Below are 16321 nucleotides of genomic sequence, written 5' to 3'. Positions count from 1 at the left end.
GTTAAATTAAAGGAGCCGGTGTTTTGTTGATAAGCAAAGACAGTATCTTAGAACCAGAAATACATAGATTAATGAATAATTTACCGAAACCAGAAGTATGGCTCAGAGGCGCCTTACCTGATGTGCCTGCGCTTTTACAACCCATTGCCCATGCTTTGCTACAGGCGCAGGAAGAGGTGCAGGAACTGATGGCCGGTTTTCCTGAACATCTTTTGTGGGAAAGGCCCGCGGGTGTGGCCGCGCCTGCGTTTCATTTACAGCATCTTACGGGGGTTCTGGACAGGCTCTTTACTTATGCCAGCGGTAATGCGCTTAATGCTGCGCAATTACAAGCCTTATCTACAGAAGGGAAAGCAGATGAGCGCATCAAATTAAAAGACCTGCTGAATGCATTTGACCTTCAAATTGAGCAATCGCTGGCAGCATTGAAGCAAACCGATGAAAAAATTCTTACTGAAACTAGAGAAGTAGGCCGCGCCAAACTGCCATCAACCGTGATAGGCTTGCTGACACATGCGGCTGAACACACCACCAGACACGTTGGCCAATTACTGGTGACAGTTAAAGTATTGGGCAGGTAATTAAACGCAGGGGTACTACAGATTTTCGTCAGGGGTTAATAACCTTGATTTGATTACGAATCTGACCCCAAGAGGAATTTCAAGCGAAAAACTCGCTCCACGACCCTTCACAACATCTAAAGTAAGGTGGGTGTGCTTCCAGTATTCAAACTGGTCGCGAGACATATAAAAAGGGCATCCGGCCACATAGCCCAGCAACACATCGTTGTCGTCAATGTACATTTCACCTCCTTGAAAACACATAGGGGCTGAGCCGTCGCAGCAACCACCGCTTTGATGAAAAATCAGGTTGCCGTAGTTTCCTTTAAGCTTTTCTACCAGCTCGGCAGCCTCTGGGCTTATCGCTACTCTTTGCAAGCGTTCCATAGTTTTGACTTAAAAACAAGCGGGAGGGGTTTAGCCCCCCTCCTGCCCGTTTGTATTAAAAGAAACCCAGTTTGTTTTTGTCGTAAGAAATAAGCATATTTTTTACCTGGCGATAATGGCTCAGCATCATCTTATGTGTTTCGCGGCCTATACCTGATTTTTTATACCCCCCAAAAGGCGCATGAGCCGGATACGCATGGTAACAGTTAACCCAAACCCGGCCTGCTTTTATTGCTCGCGCTACCTTATAAGCCTGATGTGTGTCGCGTGTCCAGACACCCGCACCTAAACCATACAATGTATCATTAGCAATTGCCAGTGCCTCCGCCTCGTCTTTAAAGGTGGTTACACAAACAACCGGGCCAAAAATTTCTTCCTGAAATACCCGCATTTTGTTATTGCCTCTAAAGATTGTGGGCTGAATGTAGTAGCCCCCTTCCAGGCCTTCATTGTAGGCCGACCCGCCACCGGTTAGCACCTCTGCCCCTTCTTCTTTGCCAATGGCAATGTAGTTCAGGATTTTCTCATACTGGTCGTTAGATGCCTGCGCGCCCATCATGGTGGTTGGGTCTAAAGGGTGCCCCTGTTTAATGGCCTTTGTACGCGCTACCACTCTTTCTATAAAGGCATCATAGATGCTTTCTTCTACCAGGATTCTCGACGGGCAGGTACACACCTCGCCCTGATTCAAGGCAAACATTACGGCTCCTTCAAGGCACTTATCAAAGAACTCATCATCGGCATCCATAATGCTCTTAAAGAATATGTTCGGCGATTTACCGCCCAGCTCGAGCGTTACCGGTATGATATTCTTTGATGCGTATTGCATAATCAACTGCCCGGTGGTGGTTTCGCCTGTAAAAGCAATTTTATTGATTCTTGGGCTTGATGCCAACGGCTTGCCGGCCTCTATACCAAAACCGTTTACTACATTAATAACACCCGCCGGCAGCACATCCTGAATCATCTCCATCAGTACCAGAATACCCACCGGCGTTTGCTCTGCCGGTTTCAGCACAACGCAGTTTCCTGCTGCCAATGCCGGAGCCAGTTTCCATGCTGCCATTAGTAATGGAAAATTCCAGGGTATAATCTGGCCTACTACGCCCAGTGGCTCCAGAATATTCATTGATACCGTGTTTGCATCAAGCTCACTGACCGAGCCTTCTTCTGCTCTGATAACCCCGGCAAAATATCTGAAATGGTCTATTGCCAGTGGTAAGTCAGCAGCCATCGTTTCTCTTATTGGCTTTCCGTTGTCCCAGGTTTCGGCTTTGGCCAGCGTTTCAATGTTTTTCTCCATTACATCGGCTATCTTCAAAAGAATATTGCTTCTTACAGTAGCCGAAGTGTTATTCCAATAGGGCGCTGCTGCCCAGGCGGCATCCAACGCTTTTTCAATATCTTCTTCTGTTGACCTGGCAACCGATGTAAAAACTTTTCCGTCAACCGGAGACACATTGTCAAAATACTCCCCTCTCACCGGTGGTATCCATTTACCGCCAATAAAATTTTCGTACTGATTTTTAAATTCAGGAATAGCGATAAGGGTTCTTTCCTTTTCGAGCAATTCAGCCATAGTTTTGGTCGTTTAATAGTGTAAGATATAATTCTTGTGCAAAATTATCTTGCCAAATTCATATTTAATTCGCCTTTTCTACCAAAAAGATGAACAATTCTCTAATTCTTACAAAGCCGGTTTCATTTAGATAAATTATATTATATATTTGAATAGTGACATTTCAACAACCTATTAAATTATGGAACTTTCAGAGTCATTTTTGAAAACAAGACGGATTGAAACACTGGTTGAAAACAGGTCTACTTTTACGCTGAATCATACCGAACTCAGTATTTTTGAGACCCACCAGATGGCTGAAAACGTTTACCTGAAGTTTTCTGACCCGGTGCTGGCCAGTATGATTTCAGGCAAAAAAATCATGCATCTGAACCAGCACATGGATTTTGACTTTCTGCCGGGCGAATCGGTAATTCTGCCGTCTGATGAAATCATGTGTATTGATTTTCCGGAAGCAAGCCTTAAGAATCCTACCAAATGCCTGGCTATGGCTTTTGATCAGGAAAGGCTCGACAAAGTCATTAATAATCTGAATGAAATACGCCCCAAAATAGATAATCAGGAATGGAAGTTTACCAGCAACAACTTTCATTTTACAAACGATATTGCTATTCAACAGATATTGCAGCGTCTGGTATTTATATTTACCGAACAGCACCCCTCTAAAGATATATTTGCCGACCTGATGATTCAGGAGTTAATAATCAGGATAGTTCAGACAGAAACCAGGGTGTTGTATTCAAAGAATGCGGCAAGGCTGGCGTCAGACAACCGCATTGCCCATGTGGTAAACTATATTAAAGAAAATATACGAGAGCAGATTCAGGTAGAGCAACTTTGCAAACTTGCCTGCATGAGCGAATCTAATTTTTACAGGGTTTTTAAAGAAGAAATGGGTATATCGCCCATTGAGTTTATTATAGAAGAACGAATCAAGCTGGCATCGAGCCTGCTTAAAAACCCCGAGTTCCGTATCAAAGATGTCTATTTTGAAAGCGGCTTCAATAGTTTGTCTTATTTCAATCGCATATTTAAGAAAAAATACAAGGTTTCTCCAAGCGAATACAAGCATCAGGCGGCGACCATCGGTTAATTAATTAGCCGACGAACTGCTTCGCCGGCTCAGGTAAAAGCTGTATGTAATCAATTATCAGTTCTTCATCGCCTTAAAGTCAGTAATTAAAAAGGTACTCCAGGTGGTCGCGCTCCGAAGCAATAGTGGCGCCTAAAGGCCAGTCAATCTCGGTATATTCAAAGTTTCCCTGTCTGATAATGCTTACCAGGTCAAAGGCCTTTTTGGGCATTTGCAACTTATAAGACTTCGGGATAAATACCTCATCAACCTCATGGTTTTCAATAAACCGGCGTAGGCCTCTGCGGCTGCGGTTATGAAAAAGCTTCATTTCAAGATTGACAATCTGAAACTCAAAACGGTTTTTTAAAACCTCAAGTGCTGCCTTAAACTCAGGTGTAATTTTACTGGCCAGCTTGGTTTGTGGTCTGTAAAACAAAAGTTCGGTGATGGAGTCCTGAAGATATTCGGCATAAATAAGTATGACACGATGTGGCCCGCCCGAGCTGTTCTCCAGTGCATATTTTAATGTGTTCAGCGATGCCACGCGAAAGTCAATCGGAATTAAAATAGTTTTCTGCATACCTCCTTCATTTAATGGATGATTGAGGTACAAAAATCAGCAAACAGCATTAGTGCCGCTTAAGAACCACATTAGAATGTTATTAGAGACATTAGAGCCGGATTAGAAAATTATTTAACCAGCCTTGCTAACGGAAAACTGATTTGAACGCTGGTACCGCTGCCTGCTTTTGAGGTAAGCACCAAAGTGCCGTTATGTAATTTAATAATATTACGTGCCAATGGCAGGCCAATACCAAAGCCCTCAAAAAGATGAGTGTTTGATGCCCGGAAGAAAGGGTCATATATAAAGGGGAGGTCAGACTCCGGTATGCCAATTCCCTGATCTTTAATAAAAAGCATCACCTGCTCCTGGCTGCTGCCGATATGTACAGAAACAGGCTTATTATGTGAGTATTTACAGGCATTGTTCAGCAGGTTGGCCAAAGCCAGATGCAGCAACTGCTTGTTGCCGCTCACTTTCAGTTTTTTGTGGTCTTCGGGCAGCAGGCTCAGGTCGAGCATTATTTTATTTTCAGGGTTCAGCCGGTCTATGAGGGCCTTTACTTCCCACACTACTTCATCGAGCCGCACAATTTCAAATGCTACGTTTTTCCCTTTGTAACCCGTCTGCGCCAGAAACAGCAAAGACCTTGTAATCTCGTTCAGGCGCTCGGCTTGTTGCAGCACATTCTGCAATACTTTCTGGTATTCTTCAGGTTTGCGTTCTTTGATAAGCGCTACGTCGGCTTCACCAATAATTGCGGTAAGTGGGGTAGCCAGTTCGTGCGAAGCATTGCTGATAAAATTCTTCTGGGTTTCAAAAGCTGTTTCAATCCTGTTCAGCAGGTCATTGAAAGTACTGGCCAGTTCGCTTATCTCATTATTATTCTCCGGCTCTTTCAGCCGCAAGTGTATGTTTTCAGTGCTAATTTGTTTTACCTTGTCTATCATTTCCTTGATGGGGTCAAAGAAGTGCTTGGAAAAATAAACTGAAAGATAAACCGTTACCACCACCGTAAACAATATACCCCAGAGCAGAATGTTTCTTAAGAATTTAAGATGATGCGACACAAACCTGTTGTTGGCCGATACAATAACAATATAAGTTGCGTTTTCATGCTTAAATTTTATGCCGCTGTAAAAAACGTTCCCTTCCTGATACCGCGCCCGGCCCTCTTTCATAATATTTTTTAACAAAGAGACTGGTACCTGATGTGCTTCTGACAGTTGTTCAAAGTCGGTTTTTGCACTCACTTTTAAGATATACTCTCTTTCTGCTTCCAGTTTTTCCAGGTGTTGGTCGCGTATTTTCTTGAAGGTTTCAGCATTGGCCGAATCAATTTTCAGGTTATACTTGGCACCTATGCTTGCGCGGGTTTCTAAACGTTTATAAAAATCTATATAAGAATACTCGTTCAGAAAAAAGTAAATGCCAATACTGAACGACAGCAAAATAAAGCTGTTGAACAATACCAGCGAAAACGCTATTTTGGTTTGTGTTTTCATGCTTCTTTCAACACATAACCCATACCAATGACAGTATGAATCAGCTTTTGTTTATAGTCTGAGTCAAGTTTTTTGCGCAGATAATTGATGTAGACATCAACCACGTTTGTACCCAGGTCGAAGTTAATATCCCAGGCACTTTCAAGTAAATCTAATCTCGACAAAACCTTGCCGCGGTTTTTCACCAGCGTAAGCAGCAGCCTGTATTCAGTAGCCGTTAATGAAATGGTATTGCCCCCTCTTTCTACGGTTTTGGCGTCGTCATTAATTTTCAGGTCGGCCATTACATAAATATTCTGCACGGGCTCGTTTAAGGCCTCATTTTTAAGAGCCGTCCGGCGTAGTAAGGCCTTTATTCTGGCGCTCAACTCAATAAACTTAAAGGGTTTTACCAGATAATCGTCAGCGCCTGTATTAAGACCGAGTGCAATGTTTTCAGAAGTACCCAGTGCGGTCAGAAAAAGTATGGGCATCAGCAAACCACCGGCGCGCAGTTCCTTACAAATTTCAAGTCCGTTTTTATCTGGCAGCATAATATCAAGGATAATCAGGTCAAAAGTACCATTGAGCGCCATAGTAGTGCCAGATGTGCCGTCTAAAGCTACCGATACCTCATAGTTGTCTTCAGACAACCCACTTTTGATAAAGCTGACCACACTGATTTCATCTTCAATCAGAAGTATTTTTTTCATAAATAGTTGTAAGGCACAGAAAACCGCCAGCCGGCACTGTGCAGGTAGATATCAAGCAAAGATAACAAATTATTGAATTTTGCTAATATCTGCAAACCTGAAAGGAAGGCATTAAAAAAACCGGGCTTTCAGAATAAAGTCCGCCCCGGAGTACGGTAGATATATTTAACGGAGTGTCTTGATTTTCTGAACGAGTATCGTTCTGAGGCTGTTTATTTTCCTGATAGCCCCCTTTTTATTGTTAACAGCCAGCAGGTTATAGATAGATTTTGCCTGCGCGCTTGCCTCCTGCTCTGTAGTTAAGTTGGCAAGGGCCAGTTCTAGCTGATATAACAGGCCGTTTACCTGCACCACATCGGCATCCATCAATATGGCTGCTCTCAGATGGCTGACGCTTTTTTCAAGCTCTACGCTGTTTTCATACTCTGCCACCTTTGCTGACGAGTAACTCTCGGCCTTAAAACCTTCTTCTGGTATACCGTTAAAGGTATAGTAAAGCACAATAAGCATCAGGCCCAGCACTGATAGAAAATTCTGTAAGTAATTCTGACGAGTGATAACCATAATTGTAATTGGGTACTTAACGCAACAAAATTCACTCTTTTACATTAAATGGAGTTTACCGTATTATTAAGAAAAAATGAATTTTTTAAGATTACAGCCCAAACTGAACTCGTTTGGAATACCCGGCAGGCCGGGTTGTTAGCAGTTTCTTAATATTAGGGCAATATTCAGTTTAAATCTTTGTATGACCTTTGTGGTATCAAAATGAAAGAAAAATGAAGAAAATACCCTATCAGTTAAATCAGAACCATTGGAAATATAGCAGCAAAATTACCAGTGGGTTTAATGAAGAGCGCATTTATGACGACTCTGATGATGAGTTCTTTGAAGAGGCTTTTGAAGGTAATGAGTTTGATGAGTATGAAGATGATTACTCAATTCAGGAAATGAAATGGGCCGCTTAATAGCTTAAGAAAGATATTTGTACATATGGTAATATAGTTTGTTTAGGTTAATTGATTGAAGATTAGCAGAGGAATTTTTCTTCTGCTTTATTTTTTTCTTTACATTTTGGTAATATCCTCTTAATCAATACTTTATAATCATTTCAGAAATTTGCTAATATGAACAAGGGCAAACATTTTCGTACAATTGTGCTTTCTGACCTCCACTTAGGAACAAGTGGTTGTAAAGCTAAAGAGGTAACCGAGTTTCTGAAACAATACCGCTGTGAACGCCTCATTCTGAACGGCGACATTATTGATGGCTGGCAGTTGAAGAAATATGGCAACTGGAAGAAAAAACACACTGCTTTTTTTAGAGTTGTGCTAAAAAAAATGGACAAACATGATACCAAAGTTATTTATCTGCGTGGTAATCATGACGACTTCCTGGACCAGATTCTTCCATTAGTTGTTGGCCGTCAGTTTCAGATACGCCGCGATTACATCCTGAAATCGGGCGATAAAAGATTCTACGTAACACATGGCGACGTTTTTGACAGCATAACCACTAACATGAAATGGCTGGCGCATCTGGGCGACCTGGGCTACACATTGTTGCTATGGCTTAATAAAAACTATAATAAATATCGCGAATGGAGAGGCCTGCCTTATTATTCGCTTTCGCAGCAGGTGAAACAGGCTGTGAAACTGGCAGTGAATTATGTAACTGACTTTGAAGAGAAACTGGCCGAGCTTGCCAAAGCCAAAAATTGCGACGGTATCATTTGCGGGCATATCCATCAACCGGCTATCAGAGATATTGGCGGCGTATTGTATCTTAACTCGGGCGACTGGGTAGAAACGATGTCGGCCCTGGTAGAAGACTTTGACGGCAACTGGAGCCTGGTATATTACTCTGTAAGTGATTGCCAACCCGAAGAAGACCCCGCCGAAGAGCCTGAAACAACTAAAGACGAAAGATTTGTTTTACCACGAATAGCCGCTGCATTATGAAGTTTCTGTTAATAGTGCAGGGAGAAGGCCGCGGGCATTTAACCCAGGCGATATCGCTTACAGAAATACTTGAAAGTAACGGTCATACAGTTGTCGGCGCATTAGTAGGCACAGCCACAGGTAAAGAAGTGCCGTCATTCTTCAGCGATAATTTCAAGAAGCAAATATTTCCTTTCTCAAGCCCTTATCTGGTTTATAACAATAAAACCAGGGCGCTTGATATTACAAAAACCATCAGCAATGCTTTTATTAAGCTGCCTGATTTTCTGAGAAGTCTCAAAGAAATAAATAAGGTGGTAAATGCACTTACACCTGATGTAATCATCAACTTTTATGATGTGCTGGGTGGGCTGCATCAACTTTTGTTCCGCCCGAAGCTACCTATGGTATGTATTGCGCACCAGTATCTGCTGCTTCATCCTGATTTCAAACACCCCGCCAATCACTGGCTTGACAAGCTACTCGTAAACACCAACACCCGTATTACTGCACTTGGAGCCACCAAAAAACTGGCGCTTTCGTTTACGGAGTTCACAAATCATGAGCCGCAGAAAATAGCAATTATCCCTCCTCTGCTGCGCTCAGAAATAACAGGTCTCAGCACCGAAACCCAAGACTATCTGCTGGCATACGTAACCCAATTTTCGTTAGCAGAACAATTAATGGAATGGCACGACAAAAACCCTGATGTAGCTATTCACTGTTTCTGGGACAACCCCAATTATACAGACACTTTCCACTATTCGCCCAACCTACATTTTCATAAAATTAATGGCAGGAAATTTCTGGCAATGATGCAGAATTGCCGCGGATTAGTTACTACTGCCGGTTTTGAATCAGTTTGCGAGGCCATGTACTTAGGCAAACCTACGCTTATGATTCCGGTTCCCAAACATTACGAACAAGCCTGTAATGCACTTGATGCCCACCGGGCAGGTGCTGGCATTACCGGCACCAGTTTCGACTTATCGGCTTTTATTGACTACCTGCCCACGCATCAGAACATCCGCTTTGATTTTCAATACTGGTATAACAGCGGCTCTTTCAAATTTCTGCGCGAGGTAGAGAACCTGAACCACCAGCCAGCCATGCAATGGCGTAACACCCGCCGCCGTGATGTGCTGCCACAGCTAATCAGACGTTGGGCTCTGGCAGTGTTTGCTCCACCGACAAGAAATTAAATCGTGGGTTACCTTCCTTGTATCCATTATATAAAATACCAAAAAATAAAGACGAGTCTACCCGGCTCGTCTTTATTTTTTTAAAAAGTGCAGATAAGATTACTTCATTACTTCCTTAATTTCTTTCCCTATTTCTTTTCCGTTTTCGAAATTAAAGCCCAGGAATTTAGCTGCCGTTTTAGCAATCTGATTCTGATAATACTGGCTTTCGGTTTTAATCTCTCCCAAGGCCGGGGTATCGGGGCCTATCACTGCAAACCATATCTGGTAGCAATCTGGCACGCGTTGGCCGTGGCTGGTCCACTGTGCTTTGTTCTTGTCGCCCCTGCCGTGGTCTGTGGTAATAATAAAAGTGGTTTTGTCTTTATACTGAGGCGTGCTCTGGCAGTACTTCCATAAATCGGCAATGAATTTATCTACGGTGTTGGCAGCAAAAAGATACTCATCATATTTGGCTTCATGTGCAAACTCGTCGGTTTCATCAAACGACAAGAAAAAAACTTTAGGCTTGTGCTTCTTTACATACTCTTTGGCCATAAAATAAGTAATAAAGTCATGCCTGTCGCTGGCAAGGCTTTCATAATTGGCCAGAATTTCGTTCAGCAATTGCTCTTTCTCATTTACAGCGCCCTCAACAGGGTCTTTACCCGAATTTACCGGAATACCACTACGTGGCTCATTAATAATAAAAGGGAACACATCCCAGGTTGAATAAGCCGCCACTTTGCCGTTGAAACCCTTTTGCTGGTTCAGAAACTCAAGCACGGTTACATTTTCATTCAGTTTTTTATTGTTTGAATTGACTTTGTCGTCTGCATACCCGGTCAGAATCTCGTTATAGCCCGGGTACGAGAACCAGTAAGGGTTCAGCACGTTTACTTTACTGTTTTGCCAGCGGTTACCGTATAGCTGGCCTTCTTTGGCAATGGTGTTCCAGAAAAAAGGCAGCAGTTTTTTTCTTCTTTCTTCAAGGTTATCAGACCCAAAAGTGGTTTTTAGCCGGTCGCGGTTTCTGGTAAATTCTTTCTTGTTTAAAAGAGAAGAGTCTAAACCTCCAAAAACTTCCTGCCAGCGGAATCCGTCAGTTGTAATAATAAATACGTTTTCGGTTTTGGTCTGGGCAAAGGTTTCTGCAGCCAGTAAAAGCAACAAGAGAATTTTTTTCATAGTTGATAGATGTTTTTATAACAGATAGCAAACAAGGTAAGCAGGTTTCTTACCTTGTACAAAACCTATACTTCTTTAGCGCTTAAATAGTTTTTACAAATGGCCAGAAAATGCTCAAGGTCTGGCAACGGCAGGTTTTCTACCTTGGCGGCCTCGTCCCATCTTCTCATGCGTATGATTACATCAAAATAAGGATTCTTCTCAAATGCCCCGGCCTCTTCTTTTTCCATTCTGCCACCCTGAAACTCAAGTGTTTGCCTGCTGGCCTCAGATAAGTTACTGTAATAAGCCGGGTTGGCATAGCATAAGTAGCGTTTGGCATTAACGTGGTTTTCAACCAGAACGGCTATTTTTTCAGAGAACCCACGTTCTCTCAGCCAGTCGGCGGCTACACCTTCATGGTCTTTACGCCCATAAACGGCCATTAGTTCTTCTTCTGATGTTGCCGGAAGCAAATGCCCGATATCGTGCAGAAAAGCGGCTATCTGCACTTCATCATCAAAGCCTGATACCTGTGCAAGAATAGCCGCCTGTGCGGCATGTTCATACTGACTGATGGCCTCGCCATAATATTCTTCATCTCCCTGCGACAGGAAGATGTTTCTGATTTCATCAATTATACTGCTGATGTCTTTCATATCACTTACCTTATTATTGAAAGAAAAGTAGCAGAACAATGTTCTGCTACTTTCAACCTTATTTACACAAATCAATATTATTTCAAAATCCAGACTATATCGTTGATATCATCTTTGCCTGCATACTGGCTGTTGATAGCATCATTATAGTTTTTGGCGTTGGTAGTGCGTTCAGAAATCGGATACTGCCAACGAACCGCAATACGGTTGGAGTTACCGTTACCCACACCGCTTTCAAATTTAGGGAAACCCGTACGTCTCCAGTTAAAATATGCTTCCATTCCAGAGTTCATAAAGAAAGCGGCATATTTCTGGCTGATAATCTGCTCTAAGCCGGTAGCATTTTTACCAGCGTATTTTACAGCAGCCTGGCTGTAATAAGTATCAAAGCTAAAGTTAATGGTATAATTAGCAAGGTCGGCGGTTTCTCTGCCACCTGTCTTTGAGTAGGTCATGGTGTTGGCGCCATCTTTAATACCATAGAAATCAAGCGACGACTGAATACCTTTTTTATACCAAGCTTCGCCGTCTCCGCTGGCCCAGCTGCGATGATACGCCTCTGCAATATTGAAGCACATTTCAGGATACCCTACAATGAAAGTGTTTTCAGCCGTATAATTACGGTAGTAACGGTAACGATTCTGGAACGAATACAAACCCGGAGCAAAACCAGCGCCATTGTTTCTACCGGCCTTGTCGCTCATGTCGGTTAAGTCTTCTGCCGAGCTTGCGCCTACAAATGCAGTGTAGTCTGAAGGCAATTTACCTGCTTTCAGTTCAGCGCCAGCCGGTTCGCAGGTTACCATTACGCGTGGGTCACGCAACGAAGACAACAAGCCAACATAAGTTTTTGCCATGTTCTGACGGGTGGCATCAAAGCCAAAGTTGTCAGGGTTTGACGGATACTTGTTAAACTGATTGTATTTAAACTCCAGGTTATCTGATAAGCTCTCTAACAACGGAAACTTGCTTGGGTTGCCCATCATCTCTGCAAAGCGGGCCTTGATGTTCAGGTCGCCATCGGTTTCTTTTTTGCTCAATGAAACCAGCACTCGCAGTTTATAGGCGTTCACGGCTTTTTGCCATTTGCGCAGGTCACCGCCGAAGTAAAAATCACCAGGAACGGTTTGTCCTTGTGCAATCAGAGTAGCCAGGTTTGCATTGGCTTCGTCAAGCCAGTTAAGAATCTGAATATATACCGCTTTTTGGGTATCATATTTCGGGGTGGTATTATCAATACCTTTCAAGGCTTCAGAAACCGGAAGGTCACCCACACGTTTGGTCATTTCTTCAATAAAGAAAGCTCTGAAGAATTTACCAAGCGCCGAGTATCCGTTTACGTCTGCAAGTCCGGCACGTTTGGCCTCTTCTTCCATTTTCACTACGTTTTTAAGGGTATTGTAGTGATTCGGAGTGGCTGTCCAGGTGTACTCGTTGTTGGCGTAGTAGTTGTAGTTAGAACAGTAAAACTGGTTCCAGCGCATTTCGGCGCTGAAAGGGCGGCCGGTATTACCTGCCATATCAGCCTCAACGCCCTGTAAAACAAGCGATGCAGGCACATGAACCGGGCGGTTCGGGTCTTTTTCAAGGTCTTCAAACGATTTTTCGCAACTGCTCAGCGTAACAGCCAAAACTGCGAAAACTCCTGCGAATAACTGATGTATCTTCATTGTTAAATGTTTTTATCTTGATGTTATTGAAATAAGGCTCATCTACATGAGCTGCCGGCTAATACCATGCTTAGAAAGTAAAGTTCAGGTTGATACCGTATCTTCTGGTTGATGGTGTCTGAAGACCAGACCCGCCATTGGTAATATACTGGTTAAGGTCAATGTCTTTTTTCTCGGCAAAGTAAAGCAGGTTTCTGCCTACTAATGATACCGAAGCATTTCTGATTGATTTCCCCAACCATTTCTCAGGCAGATTATAACCAATTACCACTTCACGCAACATACCAAAAGAGCGGCTCATCAGGTTACCTTCGTCGGTATTATAGTAACGGCTCACGTAGTCTTGCACAAATTGTTTGGTGTCATTGGTTCTGTATATCAGTTCTTCGTAATTGGTTACTTTACCGTCGGCATCATATTTAATTGGCACAGCCGGTTTATTGGCAAGCACCACGCCTTCGCCTACATACGCTTTTACGCCCAGGTAGTCCTGCTCACGAGCTATACCCATTGCACCCTCTGTTATACCAATATGACGACCACCACGGTAGGTCTGGCGTTGGATGTAGTTTGAAATAACACCGCCGATACGACCGTCGAACTGGAAGCTCACGTTCACGTTTTTATAGCTGAATTTGTTATTGATACCAAACACAAACTTAGGATTAATATAACCCAGGAATTGCGCTACCGGAGCTGTAATTGGACGACCCGAAGCATCGTTAATGATTTGCCCGGTAGGAGTTCTTACAAAGGCCGACCCATAGAATTTATCAAGACGGTCGCCTACTTTAAAGAAGGTGTTCAGGTTCTCAACACCCGGATATATTTCGGTAAGTTTTTCCTGATAAGTTGAGTAGTTTACAAGCACGTCCCAGTTCAGGCCGTCGGCACTTTTAAGAGGTGAGCCTGTAAGAGCAATTTCCCATCCTCTTTTCTGCGTTTTGATACCATTCACCAAAGCTGCCGAATAACCGGTAGTAGTAGAGATAGGCAATGAGAAGATTCTCGGGCCTTCGTCAGAAATAAAGTAGGTTACATCAAGACCGATACGGTTCTGCAATACTCTGAAATCAAGACCAAGTTCTGTTTGTGAAGTAGAGCTTGGTTTCAATGATGGGTTGTTCAGCGTACCTGTAAAATAAGCAGCCGGTTGGTTGTTATAGGCAAATGGTGTTGAATAAACTGCCGAGTTACTATAAGCCGGGCCGTCATACGGTGAGTAATACTGGTCGCCATATCCTATCGGGTTGCCGTCGCCCAAACTTGGGGTTGTACCAATGGTGCTACGTGTTAAACCATCTTTTACGTTGGCGTATGAAGCACGCAGTTTCAGGAATGAAATAGCTGATGGTACACTCAGGTAGTCTGAAAGAACAGTTGAGGCAGAAACAGAAGGATAAAAGAATGTATTGTTACCGGCTGGTTGTGTTGAGAGTTTATCAACACGGCCGGTTGTTCCGATAGTCAGGAAATTCTTATACGTGAAGTCAGCCGAATAATAAGCCGAATTTACACGCATGGCAGAAGCAAAGTTGGCTGTGCGAACCGGATTGGCCGAGTTGCTGAAGTTATACAAGCCTGGTACGTTCAGGTAGTCTGTAGACCCATACTGAGAATCATACTCAAAAGTACGGATATTACCACCCGCCCATACTTTGGCATTAAGGCCACTAAACAGGTCTTTATCAAATTTAATAAGTACGTCGGTATTGTTTTCAAACAGGTTACGACGGTCTTCGCGGTAGTCTCCACGGCGTTCGTCACGGCCATAAGCTCCGGCAGAGTACGGCATTTTTTCGTTGCGGAACAGATTCCAGGTGGTAACCTGCGAACGGAACGTCGCCTCAAGGTAGTCTGTAAATTTATAGGTTAATGCAGCCTGGCCTATGATATCGGTTTTGTAATGGCCTCTTAACCACTCATAACTCATAAAATACGGGTTATTGTAACGTTGGTATTCTGCGTAAATCTGCTGGATACCTTCTTTACCCGGTTGCCAGTAGTTGCGCATGTCGTCAACATTCCAGTCGGCACCCGCCCAAAGGGTCATGTTATATATAATTGAGTTGGGGCCGTAGTTTACATCCGGAATATTTGGCGTGTACTGCTTGTTATATTGCAGATTTGAAGTAAAAGAAAGGCGGTTTGAGAATTTGTAATCAGCACTTACATTGAAGTTGCTAATATTCAGTTTGGTGTTAGGAACAATGCCTCTTTGAGAAATCTGAGAAGCAGAGAAACGCAGGTTATACTTCTCGCCAGTAGCTGAAACAGCTATGTTATTAGTTGAAAGAATACCCGCCTGAAGGAAACGCTCAAGGTTGTCTTTACCACGCGCAACCCATGGTGTGCCCTGTCTTATGCCTGTTTTGGGGTCAACCGGGCTATCATACTGCGGTATCAGCTGGCCTTCAAATTTAGGTCCCCAGCCACCGTCATAGTCACCGTCGTTTAATCCACCACCTTTACCGTCAACAAATGCATAACGGCCGTGGTCTCCCGGGCCATACAAATCCTGTACTTTCGGAATGGCATAGAAACCGTTGTCAATCATGGTTGAAGAGTTCAGTTCAACCGAATACCCGCGTTTATCTTTAGAACCACGTTTGGTGGTAATGAGAATTGCACCGTTTTTACCACGGAAACCATAAAGCGCCGAAGCAGACGCTCCTTTCAGAACCGAGTAAGTTTCAATATCATCAGGGCTGATGTTCCAGGTGTCAGAGTTGATAGGTACACCGTCAACCACAAAAAGGATTTCGCTATTACCGCGAAGCGAGATATTTGGCTTGCGCAATAACTCAGGTTGAGTACCGATGGTTAAACCAGCAACCTTACCCGCTAGTGCATTAATGGCGTTTGGCTCGCGTGCTTTAATAGTGGCGGCACCATCAATAGACTGAATAGCCACCCCAATGCGACGAATGTCTTTTTTGATACCAAGCGCTGTAACCACTACTTCGTTAAGGGCTTTGGTGTCTTCATTCAATGTAACATTAATAGTAGTCTGGTTACCTACTGAGCGCTCTTCGGTTAAGTAACCAATGGCCGAAAAAACCAATACTGAATTGGCACCCACACCAGTAATCCTGAAATTTCCGTTTGCATCAGAATTGGTACCCTGTTTAGTACCCTTTAACATAACGCTTACTCCGGGGAGTCCCTCGCCGACGGCAGAGGATACCTTCCCGCTTACAATAGTTTGTGCATAAATTGCCCTACTCATTAACAGGCTGCTCAGAAGAACCACCATGCATAATAGGAGATGTTTTTTCATATACTTTTGTTTTTGACGTTAAAAAAGATGTTAATCGTTTAGATTTAAATAATAACTCGTCAGC

15 protein-coding genes are annotated in these 16321 nt (G+C 43.3%); 5 read left to right on the top strand and 10 right to left on the bottom strand.

The features are described 5' to 3' along the window. Positions 1–71 precede the first annotated feature (71 nt). On the top strand, positions 72–581 hold the full coding sequence (locus tag MB380_RS02840) for a DinB family protein (protein ID WP_253533094.1): 510 nt from the start codon (positions 72–74) through the stop codon (positions 579–581). A gap of 15 nt (positions 582–596) precedes the next feature. Here MB380_RS02840 and MB380_RS02835 read toward each other — a convergent pair whose 3' ends face one another. Further along, positions 597–947 (bottom strand): DUF779 domain-containing protein, encoded by a 351-nt coding sequence (locus MB380_RS02835; RefSeq protein WP_253533092.1) that lies wholly within the window; start codon positions 945–947, stop codon positions 597–599. 55 nt (positions 948–1002) lie between these two features. After that, positions 1003–2526 carry an aldehyde dehydrogenase family protein gene (locus MB380_RS02830; RefSeq protein ID WP_253533090.1) on the bottom strand — a complete coding sequence of 508 codons (1524 nt, stop codon included), beginning with the start codon at positions 2524–2526 and terminating at the stop codon, positions 1003–1005. Between the two features lie 181 nt (positions 2527–2707). Between MB380_RS02830 and MB380_RS02825 the strand changes: the two genes are divergently transcribed. Next, positions 2708–3619 carry an AraC family transcriptional regulator gene (locus MB380_RS02825; protein WP_253533088.1) on the top strand — a complete coding sequence of 304 codons (912 nt, stop codon included), beginning with the start codon at positions 2708–2710 and terminating at the stop codon, positions 3617–3619. A gap of 79 nt (positions 3620–3698) precedes the next feature. On the opposite strand, the gene MB380_RS02820 is transcribed toward MB380_RS02825, so the two are convergent. The 4 genes from MB380_RS02820 to MB380_RS02805 form a co-directional block, all read right to left on the bottom strand. Next, positions 3699–4181: a universal stress protein gene (locus MB380_RS02820; RefSeq protein ID WP_101727218.1), complete on the bottom strand. Its 483-nt coding sequence runs from the start codon at positions 4179–4181 to the stop codon at positions 3699–3701. A 110-nt stretch (positions 4182–4291) separates the two neighbouring features. Further along, the gene (locus MB380_RS02815) at positions 4292–5668 is read right to left on the bottom strand and encodes a HAMP domain-containing sensor histidine kinase (RefSeq protein WP_253533087.1); all 1377 of its coding nucleotides are present in this window, start codon (positions 5666–5668) and stop codon (positions 4292–4294) included. Next, a complete protein-coding gene (locus MB380_RS02810) occupies positions 5665–6360 on the bottom strand; it encodes a response regulator transcription factor (protein ID WP_253533085.1) in 696 nt (231 codons plus the stop codon). Before MB380_RS02810 ends, MB380_RS02815 begins: the two co-directional genes overlap by 4 nt. A gap of 165 nt (positions 6361–6525) precedes the next feature. Then, the gene (locus MB380_RS02805; RefSeq protein WP_253533083.1) at positions 6526–6924 is read right to left on the bottom strand and encodes a hypothetical protein; all 399 of its coding nucleotides are present in this window, start codon (positions 6922–6924) and stop codon (positions 6526–6528) included. A 215-nt stretch (positions 6925–7139) separates the two neighbouring features. On the opposite strand from MB380_RS02805, the gene MB380_RS02800 reads away from it, so the two are divergent. The 3 genes from MB380_RS02800 to MB380_RS02790 all read left to right on the top strand — a co-directional run bounded on the left by MB380_RS02800 (position 7140) and on the right by MB380_RS02790 (position 9502). After that, positions 7140–7328, top strand: a complete 189-nt coding sequence (locus MB380_RS02800) for a hypothetical protein (protein WP_253533081.1) — start codon at positions 7140–7142, stop codon at positions 7326–7328. Positions 7329–7487: 159 nt separating this feature from the next. After that, entirely contained in the window at positions 7488–8321 is an 834-nt protein-coding gene (locus tag MB380_RS02795; protein ID WP_101727213.1) for a UDP-2,3-diacylglucosamine diphosphatase, read from the top strand. Beyond that, the gene (locus tag MB380_RS02790) at positions 8318–9502 is read left to right on the top strand and encodes a glycosyltransferase family protein (protein ID WP_253533079.1); all 1185 of its coding nucleotides are present in this window, start codon (positions 8318–8320) and stop codon (positions 9500–9502) included. Before MB380_RS02795 ends, MB380_RS02790 begins: the two co-directional genes overlap by 4 nt. 99 nt (positions 9503–9601) lie before the next feature. Here MB380_RS02790 and MB380_RS02785 read toward each other — a convergent pair whose 3' ends face one another. The 4 genes from MB380_RS02785 to MB380_RS02770 form a co-directional block, all read right to left on the bottom strand. Further along, the gene (locus MB380_RS02785; protein WP_253533077.1) at positions 9602–10669 is read right to left on the bottom strand and encodes an alkaline phosphatase family protein; all 1068 of its coding nucleotides are present in this window, start codon (positions 10667–10669) and stop codon (positions 9602–9604) included. 65 nt (positions 10670–10734) lie between these two features. Next, complete coding sequence (locus MB380_RS02780) at positions 10735–11307, bottom strand: phosphonate degradation HD-domain oxygenase (RefSeq protein ID WP_253533075.1); 573 nt, start codon at positions 11305–11307, stop codon at positions 10735–10737. Positions 11308–11384: 77 nt separating this feature from the next. Next, a complete protein-coding gene (locus MB380_RS02775; protein ID WP_253533073.1) occupies positions 11385–12977 on the bottom strand; it encodes a SusD/RagB family nutrient-binding outer membrane lipoprotein in 1593 nt (530 codons plus the stop codon). A 70-nt stretch (positions 12978–13047) separates the two neighbouring features. After that, a complete protein-coding gene (locus MB380_RS02770; RefSeq protein ID WP_409014658.1) occupies positions 13048–16257 on the bottom strand; it encodes a SusC/RagA family TonB-linked outer membrane protein in 3210 nt (1069 codons plus the stop codon). Positions 16258–16321 lie beyond the last annotated feature (64 nt).

It is taken from the genome of Emticicia sp. 21SJ11W-3, assembly GCF_024138715.1.
Lineage (GTDB): Bacteria > Bacteroidota > Bacteroidia > Cytophagales > Spirosomataceae > Emticicia > Emticicia fluvialis.
The sequence above is the reverse complement of the archived record's forward strand: the minus strand, read 5'-3'. Positions and strand labels throughout refer to the sequence as shown.

What these genes read in the sequence shown, in the direction of transcription:
- MB380_RS02790 (WP_253533079.1), top strand. Translation starts at nt 8,318, where the DNA reads ATGAAGTTTCTGTTAATAGTGCAGGGAGAAGGCCGCGGGCATTTAACC.
- MB380_RS02815 (WP_253533087.1), bottom strand. Translation starts at nt 5,668, where the DNA reads ATGAAAACACAAACCAAAATAGCGTTTTCGCTGGTATTGTTCAACAGC.
- MB380_RS02840 (WP_253533094.1), top strand. Translation starts at nt 72, where the DNA reads ATGAATAATTTACCGAAACCAGAAGTATGGCTCAGAGGCGCCTTACCT.
- MB380_RS02780 (WP_253533075.1), bottom strand. Translation starts at nt 11,307, where the DNA reads ATGAAAGACATCAGCAGTATAATTGATGAAATCAGAAACATCTTCCTG.
- MB380_RS02810 (WP_253533085.1), bottom strand. Translation starts at nt 6,360, where the DNA reads ATGAAAAAAATACTTCTGATTGAAGATGAAATCAGTGTGGTCAGCTTT.
- MB380_RS02775 (WP_253533073.1), bottom strand. Translation starts at nt 12,977, where the DNA reads ATGAAGATACATCAGTTATTCGCAGGAGTTTTCGCAGTTTTGGCTGTT.
- MB380_RS02830 (WP_253533090.1), bottom strand. Translation starts at nt 2,526, where the DNA reads ATGGCTGAATTGCTCGAAAAGGAAAGAACCCTTATCGCTATTCCTGAA.
- MB380_RS02785 (WP_253533077.1), bottom strand. Translation starts at nt 10,669, where the DNA reads ATGAAAAAAATTCTCTTGTTGCTTTTACTGGCTGCAGAAACCTTTGCC.
- MB380_RS02835 (WP_253533092.1), bottom strand. Translation starts at nt 947, where the DNA reads ATGGAACGCTTGCAAAGAGTAGCGATAAGCCCAGAGGCTGCCGAGCTG.
- MB380_RS02770 (WP_409014658.1), bottom strand. Translation starts at nt 16,257, where the DNA reads ATGAAAAAACATCTCCTATTATGCATGGTGGTTCTTCTGAGCAGCCTG.
- MB380_RS02795 (WP_101727213.1), top strand. Translation starts at nt 7,488, where the DNA reads ATGAACAAGGGCAAACATTTTCGTACAATTGTGCTTTCTGACCTCCAC.
- MB380_RS02825 (WP_253533088.1), top strand. Translation starts at nt 2,708, where the DNA reads ATGGAACTTTCAGAGTCATTTTTGAAAACAAGACGGATTGAAACACTG.
- MB380_RS02805 (WP_253533083.1), bottom strand. Translation starts at nt 6,924, where the DNA reads ATGGTTATCACTCGTCAGAATTACTTACAGAATTTTCTATCAGTGCTG.
- MB380_RS02800 (WP_253533081.1), top strand. Translation starts at nt 7,140, where the DNA reads ATGAAGAAAATACCCTATCAGTTAAATCAGAACCATTGGAAATATAGC.
- MB380_RS02820 (WP_101727218.1), bottom strand. Translation starts at nt 4,181, where the DNA reads ATGCAGAAAACTATTTTAATTCCGATTGACTTTCGCGTGGCATCGCTG.